Source organism: Mucilaginibacter sp. BGA-UO-ETr-C110 (assembly GCF_059567985.1).
The window spans coordinates 2,007,472-2,026,958 of record NZ_JCAQPB010000002.1; the positions used below are offsets into that span (position 1 = coordinate 2,007,472).

The 19,487-nt window shown below is 42.3% G+C and carries 19 protein-coding genes; 10 read left to right on the forward strand and 9 right to left on the reverse strand.

Annotated elements, in window-relative coordinates; translation table 11 throughout:
- Positions 1-8: 8 nt before the first annotated feature.
- Both AC57BQ_RS09400 and AC57BQ_RS09405 read right to left on the reverse strand, forming a co-directional pair.
- Positions 9-584 (reverse strand): GNAT family N-acetyltransferase, encoded by a 576-nt coding sequence (locus AC57BQ_RS09400; protein WP_496406020.1) that lies wholly within the window; start codon positions 582-584, stop codon positions 9-11.
- A gap of 236 nt (positions 585-820) precedes the next feature.
- Positions 821-1,048, reverse strand: coding sequence for a helix-turn-helix domain-containing protein (locus AC57BQ_RS09405; protein WP_496406021.1), 228 nt, complete (start codon positions 1,046-1,048; stop codon positions 821-823).
- 117 nt (positions 1,049-1,165) lie between these two features.
- On the opposite strand from AC57BQ_RS09405, the gene AC57BQ_RS09410 reads away from it, so the two are divergent.
- Entirely contained in the window at positions 1,166-1,405 is a 240-nt protein-coding gene (locus AC57BQ_RS09410; RefSeq protein ID WP_496406022.1) for a hypothetical protein, read from the forward strand.
- Here AC57BQ_RS09410 and AC57BQ_RS09415 read toward each other — a convergent pair.
- Positions 1,350-2,531: a hypothetical protein gene (locus tag AC57BQ_RS09415; protein WP_496406023.1), complete on the reverse strand. Its 1,182-nt coding sequence runs from the start codon at positions 2,529-2,531 to the stop codon at positions 1,350-1,352. The two genes, AC57BQ_RS09410 and AC57BQ_RS09415, sit on opposite strands and share 56 nt — an antisense overlap.
- Before the next feature lie 732 nt (positions 2,532-3,263).
- On the opposite strand from AC57BQ_RS09415, the gene AC57BQ_RS09420 reads away from it, so the two are divergent.
- On the forward strand, positions 3,264-3,902 hold the full coding sequence (locus AC57BQ_RS09420; protein ID WP_496406024.1) for a sensor histidine kinase: 639 nt from the start codon (positions 3,264-3,266) through the stop codon (positions 3,900-3,902).
- Positions 3,899-4,636 (forward strand): LytR/AlgR family response regulator transcription factor, encoded by a 738-nt coding sequence (locus tag AC57BQ_RS09425; protein ID WP_496406025.1) that lies wholly within the window; start codon positions 3,899-3,901, stop codon positions 4,634-4,636. The genes AC57BQ_RS09420 and AC57BQ_RS09425 overlap by 4 nt, the downstream gene beginning before the upstream one ends.
- A gap of 2 nt (positions 4,637-4,638) precedes the next feature.
- On the opposite strand, the gene AC57BQ_RS09430 is transcribed toward AC57BQ_RS09425, so the two are convergent.
- Positions 4,639-7,710 (reverse strand): lantibiotic dehydratase, encoded by a 3,072-nt coding sequence (locus tag AC57BQ_RS09430; protein ID WP_496406026.1) that lies wholly within the window; start codon positions 7,708-7,710, stop codon positions 4,639-4,641.
- Between the two features lie 40 nt (positions 7,711-7,750).
- Here AC57BQ_RS09430 and AC57BQ_RS09435 point away from each other — a divergent pair, with 40 nt between their 5' ends.
- The gene (locus AC57BQ_RS09435; protein WP_496406027.1) at positions 7,751-8,230 is read left to right on the forward strand and encodes a MauE/DoxX family redox-associated membrane protein; all 480 of its coding nucleotides are present in this window, start codon (positions 7,751-7,753) and stop codon (positions 8,228-8,230) included.
- Positions 8,231-8,288: 58 nt separating this feature from the next.
- Positions 8,289-8,570, forward strand: coding sequence for a DUF6520 family protein (locus AC57BQ_RS09440; protein WP_496406028.1), 282 nt, complete (start codon positions 8,289-8,291; stop codon positions 8,568-8,570).
- 61 nt (positions 8,571-8,631) lie between these two features.
- Here AC57BQ_RS09440 and AC57BQ_RS09445 read toward each other — a convergent pair whose 3' ends face one another.
- The 4 genes from AC57BQ_RS09445 to AC57BQ_RS09460 all read right to left on the reverse strand — a co-directional run bounded on the left by AC57BQ_RS09445 (position 8,632) and on the right by AC57BQ_RS09460 (position 14,967).
- Positions 8,632-10,008 carry a RagB/SusD family nutrient uptake outer membrane protein gene (locus AC57BQ_RS09445; protein ID WP_496406029.1) on the reverse strand — a complete coding sequence of 459 codons (1,377 nt, stop codon included), beginning with the start codon at positions 10,006-10,008 and terminating at the stop codon, positions 8,632-8,634.
- Between the two features lie 11 nt (positions 10,009-10,019).
- Positions 10,020-13,211, reverse strand: coding sequence for a SusC/RagA family TonB-linked outer membrane protein (locus tag AC57BQ_RS09450; RefSeq protein ID WP_496406030.1), 3,192 nt, complete (start codon positions 13,209-13,211; stop codon positions 10,020-10,022).
- A 21-nt stretch (positions 13,212-13,232) separates the two neighbouring features.
- Positions 13,233-14,582, reverse strand: coding sequence for a TlpA family protein disulfide reductase (locus tag AC57BQ_RS09455; protein ID WP_496406031.1), 1,350 nt, complete (start codon positions 14,580-14,582; stop codon positions 13,233-13,235).
- 85 nt (positions 14,583-14,667) lie between these two features.
- Positions 14,668-14,967, reverse strand: coding sequence for a hypothetical protein (locus AC57BQ_RS09460; protein ID WP_496406032.1), 300 nt, complete (start codon positions 14,965-14,967; stop codon positions 14,668-14,670).
- Between the two features lie 645 nt (positions 14,968-15,612).
- On the opposite strand from AC57BQ_RS09460, the gene AC57BQ_RS09465 reads away from it, so the two are divergent.
- The 3 genes from AC57BQ_RS09465 to AC57BQ_RS09475 all read left to right on the forward strand — a co-directional run bounded on the left by AC57BQ_RS09465 (position 15,613) and on the right by AC57BQ_RS09475 (position 18,217).
- Positions 15,613-15,951, forward strand: a complete 339-nt coding sequence (locus AC57BQ_RS09465; RefSeq protein WP_496406033.1) for a helix-turn-helix domain-containing protein — start codon at positions 15,613-15,615, stop codon at positions 15,949-15,951.
- Positions 15,952-16,420: 469 nt separating this feature from the next.
- Entirely contained in the window at positions 16,421-17,020 is a 600-nt protein-coding gene (locus AC57BQ_RS09470) for a hypothetical protein (protein ID WP_496406034.1), read from the forward strand.
- Positions 17,021-17,095: 75 nt separating this feature from the next.
- On the forward strand, positions 17,096-18,217 hold the full coding sequence (locus tag AC57BQ_RS09475; RefSeq protein WP_496406035.1) for a S1/P1 nuclease: 1,122 nt from the start codon (positions 17,096-17,098) through the stop codon (positions 18,215-18,217).
- Positions 18,218-18,300: 83 nt separating this feature from the next.
- Here AC57BQ_RS09475 and AC57BQ_RS09480 read toward each other — a convergent pair whose 3' ends face one another.
- Positions 18,301-18,537, reverse strand: coding sequence for a molybdenum ABC transporter permease (locus tag AC57BQ_RS09480; protein WP_496406036.1), 237 nt, complete (start codon positions 18,535-18,537; stop codon positions 18,301-18,303).
- 435 nt (positions 18,538-18,972) lie between these two features.
- Here AC57BQ_RS09480 and AC57BQ_RS09485 point away from each other — a divergent pair, with 435 nt between their 5' ends.
- The gene (locus tag AC57BQ_RS09485; protein ID WP_496406037.1) at positions 18,973-19,155 is read left to right on the forward strand and encodes a hypothetical protein; all 183 of its coding nucleotides are present in this window, start codon (positions 18,973-18,975) and stop codon (positions 19,153-19,155) included.
- A gap of 19 nt (positions 19,156-19,174) precedes the next feature.
- Positions 19,175-19,480: a hypothetical protein gene (locus tag AC57BQ_RS09490; RefSeq protein WP_496406038.1), complete on the forward strand. Its 306-nt coding sequence runs from the start codon at positions 19,175-19,177 to the stop codon at positions 19,478-19,480.
- The last annotated feature ends 7 nt before the right edge of the window (positions 19,481-19,487 follow it).

A 19,487-nucleotide genomic window follows, 5' to 3' on the forward strand; every position in this document is an offset into this window, starting at 1 on the left:
TGTTTACTTTAATTCGGTGGATGTTTTAGAAAAAACAGCGTATAGTCCAGTTGGAGCTCACTGTAAATCACAAAACCATGTCTTTCATACCAGGGTATATTCTGTTGCGTCGAAGTCTCCAGGTATACGGGCAGGTTTTTCCCGCCGGCTTCCGCCTGGATCTCTTTCAAAAGTTCAGTACCGGTGCCCTGATGCTGGTGCTCCGGGTCAACTCCGATAAACCAAAGATAAGCCATAGGTATCTTAGGTTGAATGGCTTTGATTTTAGCTTCCCGGGATAATGCATTTGATATGCCCCTTAGGCCGATTGCCTGTACAATGAGTTTAATATCTAAAAAGATTGATTTTAAAGTGGTACGCTTAAGGTGAGGAAAGAGAATTAACGCGCAAGCTTTACGATTGTCCGCTATCCACACTTCACCATAACGAAGGCATACTTCAAAAGAATAATCCATTAGGGCATATATGCCTCTTTCTGGTATCCTGCTATATCTGACAATATAGTTTACACTTTTGTTTTTTTGAAATGACCGTGTTAACAGGTCAATTATTAAAGGCTTGTCTAGGGCAACAGCTTTAATCATTGTGTTAAGATTTGGGGTTGTAAAATAGTAGGAACGTAATATTATTCAATAATGATACACTGATATAAATATTAATTTACATTAAATTAATATTTATAAAATTTAACTGACAAGATAAAAACCATCGAAAACATTGGATTAATCTTTTACCATCAGCAAATGCTGTCGTACTGGTCGACGATAAAACAGCAGTTAATGCCCGGAATCGAATACAAAAGGATAGAACAAGTGGAGTATTAATAGGGATCCAATAAAGAAGTTACCGAAATAGCTAAGGATTTGGACAATGCAAACATCGTTCTGAGGGTTGGATTACCGGTCCCTCTTTCTATTCTACCGACCTGCGATGGTGGGATATTTGCCAGAATGGCTAATTCTAATTGTGTTAGTTTTTTTAAAGTGCGTTGTTGCCTCAGCCTTTCTCCAAAGACTTTACTAACGGCCGCACTTTCGATTTCTATCACAATATCGAAAATGAGGCATATATGTAATATTTAACGACGCATATATGCGCTATTTTCAGATTTTTATTATCTTTATATAGCGACTTTTAAAGACCAGTTATCGAAATTATTTCAGCTATGGACGTACAGATCTTACTCAACCAACCGATTCATGAGCTCGGATTAAGCGAGGAATTTTCGAAGAAATCGGGTAAAATGGGATACCAGACCATGCAGGATGTCATTAACGCCAGGCCCGAAGATCTGTTCAGTAAAGATGATTTTAGTTATACCTGGTTGGGTGAATTAACCAAGTTCCTGATTAAACACCAGATATTACACTTGCTACAACCAGCAGGGGGAAGAAGATACGTTTGAGGATAGTGATTAATCGTTGAAATAGAAGGATCATTTTTCCGCCGGTTACCTGCGTGGTACTATAATATTCCTTGGTGAGGCCTCCCATCGAGATCACTGCCTGTTTTTTAGAGCTGATGTGTTGGGTCACAAATTTGAAGACATCATGTAATGAAGTGCTTCCGAAACATTCGGCTTCATATAAAACCCGTAGCAGGCAGGCAATCTGCGCGACGGAAAGGTTGAGTGTCAATTTAAAAGGGGTAGTGTTTGTTCCTTTTTCGGGTTCGAAACGATGTTGCTCTTCCACATAAATAATCTGCTCACATAACCATTTATCAAGCATAACTACGATGGAGGGAAACTGGGTATGACATAAGGAATTTTCGTAGCCGGTAATAAGTTTCAGTTGATTCCGCTCATCTAACAACAACCGGATTTTATCCTGCGAAGTATCCAGAAAATGCAATTGGTTTCGGATCTGATCAAAACGGTAATCAATATATGGCAGATGATTGAAATTTAAATTGGTTAAAAATTGATTTAGCCGGCATTCATCATAGGCTTCCCTTTCCAGGAACTCAACCAGCTTCCTGACTAGTCGTCCGTAGTAATCTAAGGCGTGAAACGAATAACATCCCTCAAGGCCTGCGGTCCTCATTTCCTGCAAATAAGAATTGATCGATGAACTTTGTTCAACCGGCAAAACAGCATTGCCTATTCTTTCAATTAATAAACCTGTCACGACGGCGTTTTCTTTTAGCTCCTTTCTCCACCAAATTATAGGCGCATATTGTTGCATATTAAAAAAACGGCCATGATTCTCTTTTAAATGGGTGATCAGGCCCAACAACTGATCATTGATTTCCACCAAGATCTCCTGATCCAGATGAAAATGCTCATCATGTTGGGTTGATTGAAAAAGGGTATCAGAAAGTTGACTGATACCCTCTAAATGGAAATAAAAATAACGTTGCAGACTGTGATCGGGAGATTCTGAAAAGTAGGCATTTAACCAAGCCTCCTTCACCTGTTCACATACTTTGCAGATGGCCTGTAGTATCATTGGCCTATCAACTAAGGTAAACGTGTTTCGTTCCGGCTCAGTTAACGTCAAATCATTGACCAGGCTTTTTATCCTCTTCAACTCGTCTCGCAACATAATTTTTATTTTAAAAGAAGTGCGTTGATGCCACAGATTATTTTTTCAATAGATGTGATGTGGTAATCGTCGTAATGGTCGTTGGTTCAGTTGGCGTATCCACTAGCGTACTTGAAATTCCAATAAAATGTACGATTGATTTCGTTTTTTCTTTTGTTGGTTTGTTGCTTTTGATAATCATAATGTTTATTTTTTAATTAAATTAATGTTAAAGAGCTATTTGAAATTATTTTTTATTTAAACGACCGAATTAGCTATTTCAACGACCATTGAGCTATGAAAATTCAAATCCGGAAAATATATAATCCATCTACGAGAACAATTTTTGTCCATATTATTTGCTGGCTGGTATTCATTTTTTATGAACTAAGTTTTCTTTATTTTTCGGGCACTGTATTAGAATCACCCATGGTTTATGTTTTTTATTATTCCATTAACATCTTATTTTTTTACTTTTTTATCGGGGTTCTAAATACCATTTTTAGTGGTAAGAAATACGCAAAAGGCATTTTATTCCTGGCGTTGCTTTTTATCGGCATATTAAGCGTTAAGTTTTTGTTTTCTACTGCTTATTATCATTTACATTTTAATTTTACGGATCAATTTAAAGAACTACAAAAGTTCCTGATTTCTACATTTTACAGAACAGGATATTATGCAACTCTGGCGTCATTCTATTGGGTCGCGGGCCATATCGCTTTTTATAGGAAGCAGTTGTTGGAATCAGAAAAACAGGAGTTAATCGCCAAACAGGAAAAATCTACTGCTGAGATCCGTCTATCAGAAACTCGAAACGCTTACCTTCAGCAACAAATTAACCCACACATGCTGTTTAACGCTTTGAACTTCATTTACAACAGTGTGTATAAACATTCACCAGATGCCTCGCGCAGTGTTTTATTATTATCGGATATGATGCGATATAGTTTGGAGGCCGCTGGCCCGGACAATAAAACATTACTGGAGAATGAAGTAGAACAAATACAAAACCTGATTGAACTTAACCGTCAACGATATGATGAGCCGCTGTTTTTAAAAACGGAGATATCCGATGACCTGCAAAATTACCGGATCTTACCATTAATCCTGTTTACGCTTACCGAAAATCTGTTCAAACACGGCAATCTAAAGGTAGAACAGAGTCCTGCATTACTCCGGATACAGGTTAATGAACAAGGCGAGCTTTCTTATTATATCCGTAATCTTAAAAAATCAGTAAGCGAATTTCAACGTAATAGCCAAATCGGGATACAAAATATCAGAACTCGGATGGATTTTACGTATCCTAACCGTTATTCCTTGACTTTGCTTGACCAGGATGACTTTTTCGAAACAACTTTAAATGTTATTTTATGAATCTGACCTGCTATATATGTGACGATGAATTCCATGCCATTGAAATTTTAAGTGATTTTATTTCCAAAACTAACGGGTTGGAGTTGATGGGATCATCAACAAATCCGTTAAAAGCATTGGAAGAAATTTCATCAGGTATCCCGCCAAACATCACCTTTCTTGACGTGGATATGCCGGAACTCTCCGGACTTGAATTTGCCGGTTTGATCAATAACTACACCGCTGTTATTTTCACGACTTCCTATCGGGAATACGCGGTCGATGCCTTCGAAAAACAGGCGACTGACTATTTATTAAAACCTATTAGTTATGAGCGTTTTCTAAAAGCTATTCAAAAAGTCAGGAATCATTTGCCTGTACCCATTAGCACATCTATACCCGAGGAACCATTCTTATTTGTCAAAGGAGGGATCAAAAACAAGTTTATCCGTATCCAAATTCCGGAGATCAAATATGTCGTTGCTTCACAAAACTATATTGATATTTATGTCAAAGAACAAAAGATTACGACATACATGGGATTGAGCGAAATTTTGAATAAGCTTCCCATTTCATCCTTTCTAAGGATTCATAAATCCTATATCGTTAATCATCATTTTATACATACCGTAGAATATGGTCAGGTAAATATGTCTGATCAAGCCAAATTGCCTATAGGGCGCGTATACCGTAAGGACTTTCATCAAAAAATGAACACCTCTTTTTCTGGTAGCCGTTATGATCAATCCGAATAAATTTACCGACCGGACCTGGCTATCTTTGAACCGATATATTTATGTAAACAATAATATATTAACAACTCTTGTTGCCGCTGATTCGATTTAAAGTTGCGATTCAAATGCATATGGATCAGGTCAGCGATTAACTTGCTCTTTTCTTCATCGGTTTTAGCGATCATCGCCTTTGCGATAATTTTAGTCTGATCAACCAGGTTTTTAAATGCCTTTTCAAGCTCCCTGGTAAGCGTTTGTGCTAATGGGCGTTCCACCAAATCCGTCAGCCCGCCTTTTATTTCCCTGTATTTGCTATCCATATCCTTTCGCAACGTTTTATCTGTTTTATATCCGGATAGAAAGCTTTCCGCCATGTTACCCGTAAATATCCTGGTGTCCACCTGCTCCGCCAGGAAACAATTGATCAAATTAAATGCAGTAAAAAAACCAGCCTCAAACTCTGTTAAATAAAACTCCTCTTTTCCCCTTTCATGCAGCATCTTCAAAACAAAATTGCTGCTCGCTTCAAAATACTGTTCAACTGGCATCATCATGTCGGTTCCATATCGTTCTAACTCCCGCCGATAAGTGTCCCCCTGCAATTCCTTGATCAGCCGCTTTTGCCCGGTAGCATCCAGCTGTTTTCTAAGACCGGTAAGTAAGGTTCCGAGATGACCTCCCTCGGTATTTAACCGAACCCTCAGGTGATAGCCATGCTCATTATAGCGGATAAAGAACCATTTTTTAAGCTGTTTTTGATTTTTGATCAGAAATGGGCGAAGGGTATTAACCAGGATCTGATCGGCGGATTCGGGTGTGCAATAGATCTTAAGGTAAACCCATTCCGATCCCAATGGAAAGTCACGGGTGGCCTGACGATGGTCATTAAAATTACTGTTGGCAGGCATGGCAAAAACACGTTGTCCATGTTTCATAAAGGCCACATACTGCCCAGCCATAGGCCTGCTCCCTACTTTTACCGTCCGATCTGCCAGAAAATATTCCTGTATCATCACCTGTTTTAATCCGCTGATACACGTTAAAAAAAATCCGGCCTCGTCCCGGTTGCCCAGGTCAAATACCAATTGCTGATCGCCATGACCGATACTGATCCGTTGAGGCAATTGGTAACGTGTTCGGAATTCCCGGACCTGTCTGAAAGGATCAGGTTCATGACCTTCCTGCAAGGTCGCTAACTGGCTCATCGAAAATTTCCATTTGGCACAGCACAGGATGACATGCCCGATACAAACCCGGGGATAAAAGTCTAAATCCGGGAAAAACTGTTCGAGATCCAGAGAAAGGCTACTTTTCAATCCCTGGTACTGCAAGTCACCCAGCAAACGGAAAATAGCTAAGGCATTAAGGTGATAATTATACATCGTCGCTAATCTTGGTATCACCCGCTTATTTAAGCGTTTCGATTCCAAAATCAATTCACCACCCCGAACCGATAGGTACAAATCTTCAGGCCTGATCTGCGCCTCGTAGGCTAACGAGGAATAAACATTAATGGGGATTTCATAAGGATAGATCTGTTTTCGCCGGTTGATATTATCTACATGCTGATCCGTTAGTTGAGCGATATCCGCGAAAACAACTCCCGCATTCGACAAAGCTTCCTCATTGGCGATTCGCTGGCTAAGTTCATGGGTTTGCGTACTAAAAATGGAAAAGCGCCCGATTAAAGCTGTCGCTGTAATCCCACCAGCATGTTCAATCACTAATCCATTTTCGGTTTTTCGATACATGACCGTTATCGTAGGGGAATTTGAATTATGGTCTGTTTTATCCAGTTCTGCCAGTTCACTTTCTTTCAGGTTTAATGGAGTGTAATAATCGCGATCGCTGCTCATCCAGATTTTAAACAAGGCCCGGTGTAGCGTAGTCCACTCGTGAGTTGTGAGCAAACTCTCCTCCGCGGGAAACCGGATGTCGTTAAGCAATTCGTTATTTTCGGAGCCCGCCATGAGGTTACTGTAATTAATGCCTGTGTCGGGATCCAATGCCCTCAGTAAAGGCACTTTCTCCAAATCGAACTTGGCGGAAAACTGGGTTATAAATTGCTTCAGGGTAGTTGACTTTCCCGGTACTGATAAAAGTTGCAGTGCTCTTATACCCAATTTTATATCTTCCTGATCATCCAAACCCGGCCCCCCGGATTGATACGGTCTTTCGAGCGCGGCGTAAAATAATTGTTCTGATGCATCTGCACCATCCGTCAAATGTAGTTTTATCGTATCCGAAAGCTTGGAAAGCAGTCCAACCGACTTGACCGGATTTTGTCTTGCTTTCTCCCACCATGCTTCCAAACCAAGGGTATGTGCGCCTATTTCTTTTTTTTCACCAGGGTAAATGATTTTTCCCGTCTCTGGTTTAAAAAGGATCTGCTCTGTTACCAGGTATATTACATACTCCTCTGCTTCATCGGTGGTCCCGCTCAGAAGATGCTGGATCGACTCGCGGAGCCGTCCCATTGGAAAATACCCGTCTTTATTAAACAGGCTTATAACCTTTTGGTAAAAAGGTTCCGCCTTCAGCGCATTAACCGTAAAGTGATATTTTCCTTTTGGATCAGGAATGGACTTGATAAATCGGAATTCATTACCAAAACGATACAAGGTTGGGTTCCTTGTCAGGAGTACGTTATCCCCGTCGTCCTTTACATCGGCATTCAATCGGGCAATTAAGCCCTGGTCCGGATGCAGATGCAAAAACACCTGTTCATCATTTTCCAGATGCACGGTTGCCCCGCTCCCCCATTTCAGGTTAGTGAACGAAGCAAAACTCCCAAATGGAGTCGGCCGGAAACACATGCGGTTATAATATTTATACAGTGTGTTTTTCTCTTTTGCCAACAAACCATTAAAATCAAAATCCTTCCGCTCTAATTGCCTGTAGAAGCCGGGGCTGGCTAACCAAATTGCATTCCTAAATACCTGATCATCAATAATTTCAGACAACCTTTCCATATCATACCTCGCAAAGCTATAATAGGGCGTTCTTAGAAAAAGTTCCGGTAAAAATTCGTATTCCGCATCCATCATTTCAATCCTTAAAAAGGGTATAGTACCTAATTCATACTGTTTTGGCATTTGTCAGGCGCTTTACTTTGTGTCAATCAATTGCCAAAACATGAAAACAATTATCAAATCCATTTTATGTGCCCTGCTGGTCCTTCTATATATCTACGCAGCGACCAGCAAGCTGCTCGATTTTTCGAAATTCCGGCTACAATTGCATAACCAAACCTTTCCGGGCTGGCTTGACGAACCATTGTTATACGGTCTCCCTGCTATTGAAATCTTAACCAGCATATTGCTCTTTTTTCGACGTACTCTATTGATCGGACTTTATTTATCCCTAGGTCTTCTGGTTGCATTCACCGCCTACATTTCTTTGGTCATGCTCCATTTCTGGGAACGGGTACCCTGCTCCTGCGGTGGTATCCTCAGCCATATGTCCTGGCCATCACACCTGGCATTCAACTGGGTATTTATTATCATTAACGTGACCGCTATTTTGATCCATCAGCAAAAAACACCTTCGGTCCACACTCCAGGGACCGGACTGAAATATTACACAGGGGAAGCCGAAAACCTGCGAACAGAGTAGGCTCATTTTATTACCTAAAGTTTTTCGTTCGTTTTTTAGCAAAAAAGCGTTCTGCATCATGAATAATCTAAAAGTAAAACTGTCCCTTTTCGCCATGGTATTGGGTTTGGGTTCTGCGTTCGCTACTGCTAACCTGCACCAACAATTGAACCGGACCTGGGGTAAAGAGGCAGACGGCTCGTACACCGAAGTGACCGGCCAATCCTATCTTTGTACAGAGGATCCAAAAACTTGTACAGCGCAATTCCCGGCAGATGTCAATCCTAATGACCAGGCGCACGATGCGCATCCAGGTACTGTTCCTGAAAGCAATATCGAATTGGGTATCTTCAGCAACTAAACACTTGTTCGGGTTAATACAGCCGGTCTCACCAGACCGGCTGTTTTTGTTTGTGAAATTGTTACCGTTCATTTTGCTTCCAATTGTTGAATTTAAGTTCATCCTGTGCGATCGGATAGGTATAGCGCTTACTACCAGGTTCCAGTGTATAAGTCTGCCCATTGATACTCCTTGTTAAGGTTATCGCGAAACGGGGATCTAGATTGAGACGCCGCAAGTCGTACCACCGCAAGGTCCTTCCCGTTAGTTCCTTACGCCGTTCTGTGATGATCATCCGTAAGGCTGATTCTGCATCACCGGCTACAAATGGCTGAAAAGTTCCCCTTTTCCATCGCTTACTCAGCAACGTATTCAGATCTGCCATCGCTCCTGTGGTATTACCGGCCCTGGCACGGCATTCGGCCCTGATCAGATACAGTTCATCGCTAGCCGGACCTGCAAAGAAGTACAAGGAGCCGGCATAATTCCCCTTAAACCGGTAAGATCCGTCGGGCTGAATCCGGAAGAAGATTACTTTTCGAAGATCGTTTGCCGCATAGGAACGATAAAGCAGGGTATCGGACATCGATACGGCGGCCGATATGCTGTAGGAATAGGGAATTGGTGCCGAATAGAAGATCATTTCCGCGTTTCCTGCGGACAACGCCGCAGGAAACGGTCGTGTTGCTGTGGTGCTCAGCGAATTATAATCAATTAACCCGGGATGCAATTGCAGGCAGGAATCCGCGTAAAGTGCTGCCTGGTTATAATTTCCCATCGACAGATATACCCGCGCTAACAAAGCATATGCAGATGCGACATCCGGTCTGGTCAGATATGTAGTATGCTCAGGTAGCAGTAATCTGGCTCGCTTGAGATCTGCTATCAGCTGATCGTAACTTTCCTGAAGGTTTTTCCGGGAAACCTTTTGAGTGACATCCGAACTGAGCCGGATAGGTATCCCCTCTTTCACTGCGGCGGTACCCGCCTGATAGGGATCCGCAAATAATTGAACCAGGTTAAAGAAGGCATAACCCCGGTGAAAAAAAGCTGTTCCTTCTACCGTGTTTCGTTCTGCCGGACTATCTTTGGAACTGTTAAGGTCCCTTAAGCCGTCCAACACGATATTCGCATAAAATACCTGTTGAAACGGTGTATTCCAATCCGCATTAGTCGCATTTCCAAAAATATCTGCGGCCCAAATATAGCTGTTACGTTCCCCATCCGTATTAAAAGCTTTCCAGCCCGCTTCGGTCGTATAGGTATCACCATCAGCGATGCCGGCCAATCCCGGAGACAGATTAAAAACTTTATTGTTATCCAGTAGTGCCCGGAAATCATCCAGCGTAGTGGGTACCAGCAGTGCCTTATCCGGCTTTTTGTCGAGAAAATCCTTTTTACAGGTGACAAGCAATAGCACAGTAAGTGAAATGATTAGACATGTTGTTATTTTTTTCATCCTGGTCATGGTTAATAGGTTAAACGAATGCCTCCTGCAACGCTCCGTGGAATGGGATAACTGGTTGCGAAATCGGGATCCAGGTGAGCGTGATTAGCCCGCCAAATGATACCGAGATTCGCTGCATACAGGTAAATCTGAAGACTACCTTTTTGCAGAAAGCTAAGGCTGCCTTTTGGAAAAGTATAAGTTGCGGTAACATCTTGTAGCCGCACGTGGTCTCCTTTTTCTACCAGCAGTGCCGAATAGGTATAAAAATCATCCCGCTGCACACTGGATATTGCCGGTAACGAAGGGATTGAGGTATGCTGCTCATCTCCCGGATGCTGCCAGCGCAAAGCATAATCACCGCTTTGTTGGCTTAAGCCGTTATCATTGCCATACCTGACGGAGGGTTTTCGAAAATAATAGCCCAGCTTATAACTGATATTGGCGGAAAAGCTCAGTTGTTTATAGGAAAAAGTATTCCGGAACGCGCCAAACACCACCGGTCGGGAAGGCCCATTATAAATGATATTCTGAGGAGTTGCCGAAGCAAGGATCTTAGTATAATCCTTACTGACTGCGTTATTCAGATATCCCTGGGGATCTCCTGTCTTAGGATCGAGCCCTGCCCATGGGTAACTGTAAATGGCGAAGAGCGGTCGGTCTTGCAACGGGTAAAAACCAAAATTTCCATAGGTGAGATAGCTGACGGCGTTGGAGGCCAGGTTATACTGTGTCACATTGTCAGTAATGTAACTGAACAGGAAATTCGTCGTCCAGTTAAAACTCCCGGTAATGTTCCTGCTTTCCAGGCTAAGATCCAGGCCATGTCCAAGGCTGCCTGCGGTATTACCTGTGAAGGTATTTACCCCGGTGGAAGGTGCGTATGACGTACTCCCAATCAGGTCAATCCCCTTTTTGAAGAAATACTCAAGGCTTCCTGAAAAGAGGTGATCTTGGGTGGCGAAATCAAGGCCCAGGTTGATATTGCGGATACGCTCCCAGCGCAGCTCAGGGTTAGGTGGATTGATGATCTGCGCATATGGAAGCCGGGTTGGTGAATTGCCGCCATCATTGTAGTTAGCTGTGGTATAGGCGGAAAGGCTTTTATTGATATTTCCGTTATACCCGAATGTCGCCCTCAATTTCAGGTAAGGCAGCCAACCAACCTGATAAAATCGTTCCCGGGAAATATCCCAGGCAGCGCCTGCTGACCACAACGGCACACCTTTCTGATTGGTCTTTACCCCGAACAGGTTAGACTGATCCATCCTTGCGCTGCCCGAAAGGGTTAGCCGGCCGTCGTAGGTGTAGGCTGCATTGGCATAATAGGAACGGGAATGATCGGTAGCATCGGCCTCCGAAATATTCATCGGGATCGGCTGCCCGTCATTCGGGTTATCATAATAACTATAAAGTGTTACGCCGTCAACCGCCTTACCCGTGGCATGTTCCGCATCATAACCGTATAGACGGTAAGTATCCCCCAGTACGTGCAGAGACTGGATCTCGTAACCAGCAATAGCGGATAGTTCGTGTTTATTTCCTAACCGATAGTCATAATTCAATTGTCCACGCAGATCGTGGTTTACGGAAGTGTTATTATCCAGGTCAAGTATCCCGCCCAAAGGAACTGCCCGGCTGAGGTTTCCCGCTTCATCCACCTGTGTATATTTATTGATCAGGTTACGGGCTATATATGTGTCCCCCCCCTGTAAATTGCGTCCGGAATTATCGCCCCGGTCATATTGGTAAAGAACTTGTACTTTAAACCCTACGGGCAACCGGTAGCTGATACTCGTATTTATCCGATAATCCCGAAGTGTATTGCGATTATTCCCGTCCAGAAGCTCATCAAGTGGGCGATATTCCCAGTCGACCAGGCCTTTATCTTTGGATTCCTGTAAAAATGACTCCCGGTAATCATGGGTAACTGCTAATGCATTTCCTTGCCCATCAGCAAGTGCTGCGTAAGGGTAAATAGGCGCGCCCCGGTTCCAGGTCAGTGCGTCTGGACTATTGCGGTCCGTTGCTGTCTGGATAAGGTTGATTCCCGTGCTTAGTTCCAAACGGTCATGCAGCATTTTCCAGGTATTAGATGCATTCAGGGTCAACCGATCAAGGCCGTTCCCGACCCGGTAGTCCAGGTTCTTATCCCATCCCGCCGAGAAAAAGTAGCGTTGCCCGGCAGTTCCGCCATTCAGGCTCAGGGCATACTGCTGGTTGACGCTCCGGCGATAAAAGTACCTGGAGAAATCCTTTCGGACATCGTGTTGCGCCAGAAGACCGATCTGCCTGTCGGCATCAGCGGCACTCAGCTTTCCGTCCCGTGCCGCAATCAGGAGTTCTGTTACGGGAGACAATGGCGGATGGCCATCTGCCTCTTCCAGTCCAATGAAATACCCCTGGCTGAACAGGTTCCTTTCTATGCTGATATAATCAGCGGAATTCATTTTAGATCCGTAAGTCAGGTCAGGCCGGGCACCAATAGTGACATTCGCATTCAGGGATATCTGCAAGTCCCGGTTATAGGCTCCTTTTTTGGTCGTGATGACAATTACACCGTTACCGGCCCTGGAACCCCAAATTGACGCGGCGGCGGCATCTTTCAAAACGCTGACACTCTCTACATCATTGGGGTTCAAGTTCCCTATGGGTTCATTATAAGGAAAACCATCTACGACGATCAGCGGATCGGCGTTTGAAAACAAGGTACTTTGCCCCCGGATGCTGATCTGTGTGCCTACGGCATTAAAACTCAGACCAGGAACAACATCTCGGAGACGGGAAAGGACGTCCGTACTCACACTCCGGTTCAGCAACGTGTTATCTACCTTGGCGAAAGACCCGGTTGCCCGTTCCTTTGGCAGGTCCTGATATCCGGTTGAGATAATAACTTCCCGGAGTTCTGCGGTACCACTTATAAGGATAACCAACACTGAATCTTTCATGGGCAACCGAAGTGATAACTCTTTAGTTTGATATCCCACAAAAGACACGGACATCGTATAGGACCCTGAAGGTATGTAGAGATCAAATCGACCGAAGACATCTGCCGAAGCCCGGAATGGCGCATGATGCAGCGCGATTGTCGCTCCTGCTAAGGCTTTGCCATCAGCCGTTAAAACTTTGCCCCGTAAATGGCTGCGCTCCTGTGCTTCGACTCCGGAAAATCCTAAACAAATAGTCCAACACAAAAAATATAAATACTTCATCATCAATAGTTAAAGGTTTAGGCATTAAAGTTTCTGTTCAGCAGTTACAGCATCACGAATCACCAACATCTGTATCTTGCTCGGCCGGGTAACCAACTCAAGGTCAAAGGCTTTTAAGGCGGCATTAATGGATTGTACGTTGGACAGGTTCGCCTTGAACGGCAGATCTATCCGTCCGGAATATCCAGTGAGGTCGACAACAGGAATGGGCGAATTTTGAAGGTATATTTGATCCAGCCGCATCATCAATTGTTTAAGCGTCGCATTTTGCAGCTCGCATGAAAACGGACCAATGTCTACCCGGTATTCTCCACCTTTAGTGCGTAACTTATCCAGCGTGGAAGTTCGCACCAGGGCTAGGCAGGGTGTTTCTAATTCCTCGACGCTGACATGATATTGCGGGAATTGTCGACCAAGTTCATCCCGCATGAAAGCAAAAGCTTTTCCGGTCATAGCAGGTGGCGCCAGCAGTTCATAACACCAGCCATTCCCCGCTTTCAGCCAATCAATATACCCCAGCCCGTTACGATGATAGTCCACCCGTAAAGAATCCTTCGTCAGCAATTTGATCCGCGAGTCGGAGTACCAGGTGGTTCCATCGCCATACGCCAAACGGTATAACCAAACCAGGGGTGAATTACGTACACTGAAAAGCTGGCCCTTAATCGGATCATAGGCCGAAACGCTCGTTCCGCCATGCAGGCCTGGGATATATCCCGTTAATAGCGAATGATATTTTAAAGAGGCCCCGTCTCCCCCATTGCTATTAGCCAGCAACGGCCTGGTATGATCATAGGGTATAGAAAAATCTATTTTCTCTTTCAGCAGTGTTTTTTCACTTTGGAGCATTGCCGAGATATTTCGCTCATTCACCTCCTTAAATTCAGTAAATGCACGGACCCGACCATCTGAGCCGATCCACACATAATGGGGTAATTCCCGGTGCGGGAACAATTTGGCCAATAAACGATCGCCGGTTATTTCTGGGAACATCGGGTCGCCAGGACGACGCAAGGCAGCCAATACCGGTTCCGAAACTACGGCGCTCTCGTAGGTCACCGGCAGGAACTGTACTTTGTCCCCGAACTGGCGTTGCAGGGAATTCATGACTGGCACCATCGTACGGCAAGGCGCACACCAGGTTGCCCAAAAGTCAAGTATCAATAGTTTACCCCGGAAGTCTGATAAATGAGCCTCGGTGGTTTTATAGTTTGCTATTCCAGCTATTCTTACGTCAGGAACCATATCCCCGACTTTTAAAGCATCTGCACCACTTTTGTCTAAATCAGCAGCGTTATTATAAATAGTATTTCCCTTCGCTATCACCCCAAAAAAAGCACATAGTATCCCCAGGAAGCATATTTTCAGCTTCATTTTTTTAAGTTTAATCGTAAAATAATTAGGTTAACCGTTCAACCAGGTTAGCACTAACAAATCAGTAAAAGCATTTAATGGGGAATTAGGCCTCCCCGGATGGAATGGAATCAGCTTTCGCGCAAAAGAAACATGTTTCTGTTTTCGTGTTTTGTAATGTTTGAATAGCGCCGACCAGATCAATCAGTTGATCCAATAAAAGGGCGACTTCCTCTTCTTGAACAGTTAGGTTCAATGGGCCCTTTTCGTCATTAGCGGCAAATCCCCTGAATACTTCCCATAACTTTGCACGGACGGACTCCTGATCATAGAGTTTATAGAAAACTCTGATAATCTGATCTGGTGTACGTGTAGCAAAGTCCCACAAATTAAAAACCGATCCCATTTATAATGACAATTCCTGAATTGTTATTGATGATATATCCAGTTGAACAAAAAAGAAAACGCGCGCGGCCACACAGTTTAACTATTAACTGATATGTGCGGGCGGGCGCGTGAGCAATTATGTGGGCGACTTGATTACGTTCTTAATAGGGTTTTGCAAGGCATAATGATTAACTACCCCTATTTTATCGCAAGAAAACAATAGGTATAAAACTACAACCTCTTTTTTTAAAAAAGTTCTGTAATTAATTCGCTCATTTATACTTGAAGTTATTCTCATCATCATTTATAATGAGTCTGTGATGAGAGATCCCATAGTGAAATAGCCGCGGAACCCTACCAACCAAATCTACAGGCTCTGACACCTTCTGAATTGGTACGATAGAGCCCACGGCTATAACTATGCTAATATAGCACAAAAATAACTATGGGCATTAAGCCTATCGTCTCGTTCAGAATTGAAATTGTCAGAGTTGTAGATCGAGACTCTTGATTACTGTAAATGTATTAGACTGATTTTTTAATCAAATTTCATTATACAATAATAATAAAAATATTCAAACATTCCAAATTTTGGATACACAAACCCCAAATATCGGTATTTATATAGGCTTAAATTTTCAATTTACTTCTTCAATTTTGGATAATGGATAATTTCACTGAAATAGGGAGGTACATTCAAAAACGATTAAGAGAAAAGAAAATCTCCGATGATGACGTAGCCCAAGCTCTCAACATATCTCCTAAGACAGTCCAAAAGATTTATCCATCTAAAGAAATTCCCTCAGAAAGATTATCAATTTTTTGTATTCTACTTAATGAAAACATTTTTTCTAATTTCTATGGACAAAGCGAACCCTTGAGATCAGTTTTAAATGCAGAAATTGATGAGTTGAAAAAAGAAATAGATTTATTGAAAGTACTCAATGACAAAAATGAAGAGATTATTAGTCTTCAGAGAAAAGTCATTGCGCAAAACGAATAGTATTCTAACACAAAATTACTTGACGCTGGTTTTAATCAAGAGGATTCTTTTCAAGAAACGATCTCTTGAAAGTGAACATCTGAGATTTTACAATTTTGATATTGACAATGAAACCTAAATTGTAAAATCTCGCAACTGAACGCTTGTTTTTACAGTGAAATTCAATGGTGTTTCTTTATTTCTAAGGCGGTTGATGCTACTTGATATCTCATCATGTAATTTATTATACTGATCATTAAAAGGCTAATGCTCATCAATCATTAACACGATACGATCATTCACGACCGAGATATTCTGGTTATTATCAGGTAATTCCTGTTTTAAATAAATAAGGACTTTATTTAAATATACTATTCTTTCCATTCTTTATACTATTGGTGAGTATTTCTGATTTCCCTTCTTATTGATACTAATATTATTAGCAATATATATTAAGTTTTAATTAACTTTGTATATCAGGTAATAAATAATGGCAGATAACACTACACTTATTGAAGTTAGTGCATTCTCTGGAATGGTGGGTGCATTACAGACGCAAATGATGACTGGAATTTTCGCTTACTTTAATGATAAACGAAAATATAATCATGAAGTGAGAAATCTTTACCGGGCCAAGAAAACGGAAATCGGAGAGAATTTCTATTATATGACCGGTGAGATGATGGCGGTCATTAAAAAGAACATCGGTTACTGGAAAAACTGGAACAATTCAAGAAGCGAGTACAGCCTGGAATTCTTAAACAAAGAAATGGTGAAGTTAAACACGTACATGGATAAGTTGAAAGCCGAAAACTGGAAGTTTAATCTGATCAACCTGTATTTTAGGGTGTCCATGTCCAATTCTGAAGTCATCGAATCCAACGCCAGGTCCCAGCAGCTTTATTTAAAAGTCAAAGATATCATGGACAAGATCCGGAAATCACGGTCCGGAGATCAGGACGCCCTATATCGGGAATATGCATTAGCTGTCTTTGATATGTGTTCTCAGTATGAGGATCTCTACTCAAAAATGGAACATGACGCCAATATGGTCAGGAAAGAAATACTGCAGGATTTTTCTATCAAATAACATTTAGCCCACATTTATTCCTGAATCATCTTATATTACCACGCTTAAAATATACCCGTTTGTATTAATTTAACTATGAATAAACCACTAAAACAACTATCCTTAATTTTCGTCGCTATTCTTTCTATTACCCTGATTTCATGGGGCGTTAAAGGTCACCGCACCATCGCAATTATCGCCGAAAAACATTTGAACACGCATACGGCAAACGTAGTGTTTGCCCATTTAAAAGGGGAAAACATGATCGATGCCAGTACCTGGGCAGATGAGATCAAAAACCAACCGCAATTTAAAAACACCACATCCTGGCATTTCCTAAACCTGCCTTTAGGGTTAACACACGAGCAATTCGTTGATGCTGTAGGGAAACAACCTGGAGACAATGTGTATACTGCCATTTTAAAGGCGGAAGACAATCTGAAGGATCAGACGTTAAGCATGGAACAAAAAAAAGATGCCTTAAAATTCCTGATTCATTTAATCGGAGACGCACACCAGCCAATGCATATCAGCCGGAAAGAAGATAAAGGCGGCAACACCATCCAGGTTCGCTTCGATGACAAGGGCACTAACCTGCATAGTCTTTGGGATGGAAAACTGATCGATCATGAAGGCCTGAGCGATACCGAAATGGCGAAGCAATACGACAACGCCACTCCTATCCAGGTACAGCAATGGCAAAATGATAGTCCCATGCAATGGCTTTGGGAAAGTTATCAGCTCAGCAGCCAGCTTTACGCCGACGTTGATAAGAGCAAAAACATTGACGAGGTCTATTACAAACATTACATACCGGTAATTCACCAGCGTATCGAACAGGCTGGTATCCGCCTGGCTGGTGTATTGAATAAAGTGTTTAAAGATACCCCGGTTAGTACGGGAGTTTCCGCCACTCCAGCAGCACCAGCCATAGATAAAGTAATAGCAATTACACTGGAGCAGGCTAAAAATTCGGTGGGTAAGCTGGTCATCGTACAAGGCAAAGTATTTACCAGCAAGGACATTGGTAGTATGGTATTGGTCAACCTTGGTGCGGCTTATCCAAACCAGTTACTGATCGTTGCATTCAAAGGAAAGGCAAAGCCCCTGGCCAGTCAGATAAATGATAAAACAATCAGTGTGGAGGGGACCATAGTCGAATACAAAGGAAAGCCGGAATTGATTATTACTGATCCTGAAAAATGTAAAACCAAATAGCATTGTAATATGCAAATATGTGTGATATACTACCTGCATATTTATAATCTTCTATACTTAAAAAAGCCTCTCCGGAGGCTTTTTTAATTGGAATAAACCCATAAGAAAAACTTAAATATTCCTACAATAATTAACAAAAAGCCAATCAGCTTTGCTACTCTTTCGGCAAATCGGGTAGCCGTCGCCTTTCCATATGAACTGAACACTTCAACACCTGCGGCATTTCGCCGATAGAATGCCCGGCGGTTGATCCACTGCCGGATAAACACTCCGGCGATAATCATGATAAGCCAGAGGTATTTAACAACAAAATGTGTCATAAGCCAAAGATTTTGAATGCAATATTCTTTTTAACCTTAAAAATAACGTCAGGATATAACAGGTATTACAGGATTAAGTTTGCATCGTTCCAGGAATATGAAAAGGTGGGTAAGATCGCATAGGAAAATCATGCTCGTTAAATGTTAAATATTTCAATTACAACCATTTCCAATAAACATTGTTAAACATTCATAGAACCAGAGGAAGAATTGCATAGTTTCCCTTACAGCGAAACTGTCGCAGGTGTCGAACATCACTATCGCATCACGGAAAACGGGGACAAATTTGGTATAGAAAAAGACGGTGTCGTGATCGCTGAAGTAGCACACGGTGACCATTGGAAACAGATTTACGGCAAGCCTTTAAGTAAGGAGGTGTTGGAAAGTATCTGTGATCATATTGAATCTTATTATAGTTAAAACCTAAAAACGATTATGAATAAATTTTTCCGAGCCATTATCGCTGCCTGGGGTGCAAAAAAGTTAGGTGGCGGCTGTTTGTCAACCATCGTCATCTTCGTCATTATTTATGTAGCTTTAGGTAAATGCAATAACAACAGTCACGCTGCGCCGGTTAAAAGCAAACAGCCCGTCGCGGTATGTGTGAAATCAAAATAGCTCGAATCGAATACCAGGAATGTTAAGCACATCTTATTATTTATTAGCAGATCAGGATCATGATATCATCATACATGAGGAAACTAGTCTTCGGGTTCATGTATTTAACCTCGAAAATGAAGGTTTTGCACCAACCGTTGGGGAACTACATCTCTTTGGAGATGACCATGGAACGTGGCTGGCCTTTGAAACCGAAGAATGGGCAACGGAAACATTAGCTATTTTTAGCAATGCAGTGCTTTGGTATGCTGTGGTTTTAGATTATCCTGAAATGCAAATTGCAACCGTAGACCCTCGCCCACCCTTGAAATTAAGACTAGTATAGCTGGCGA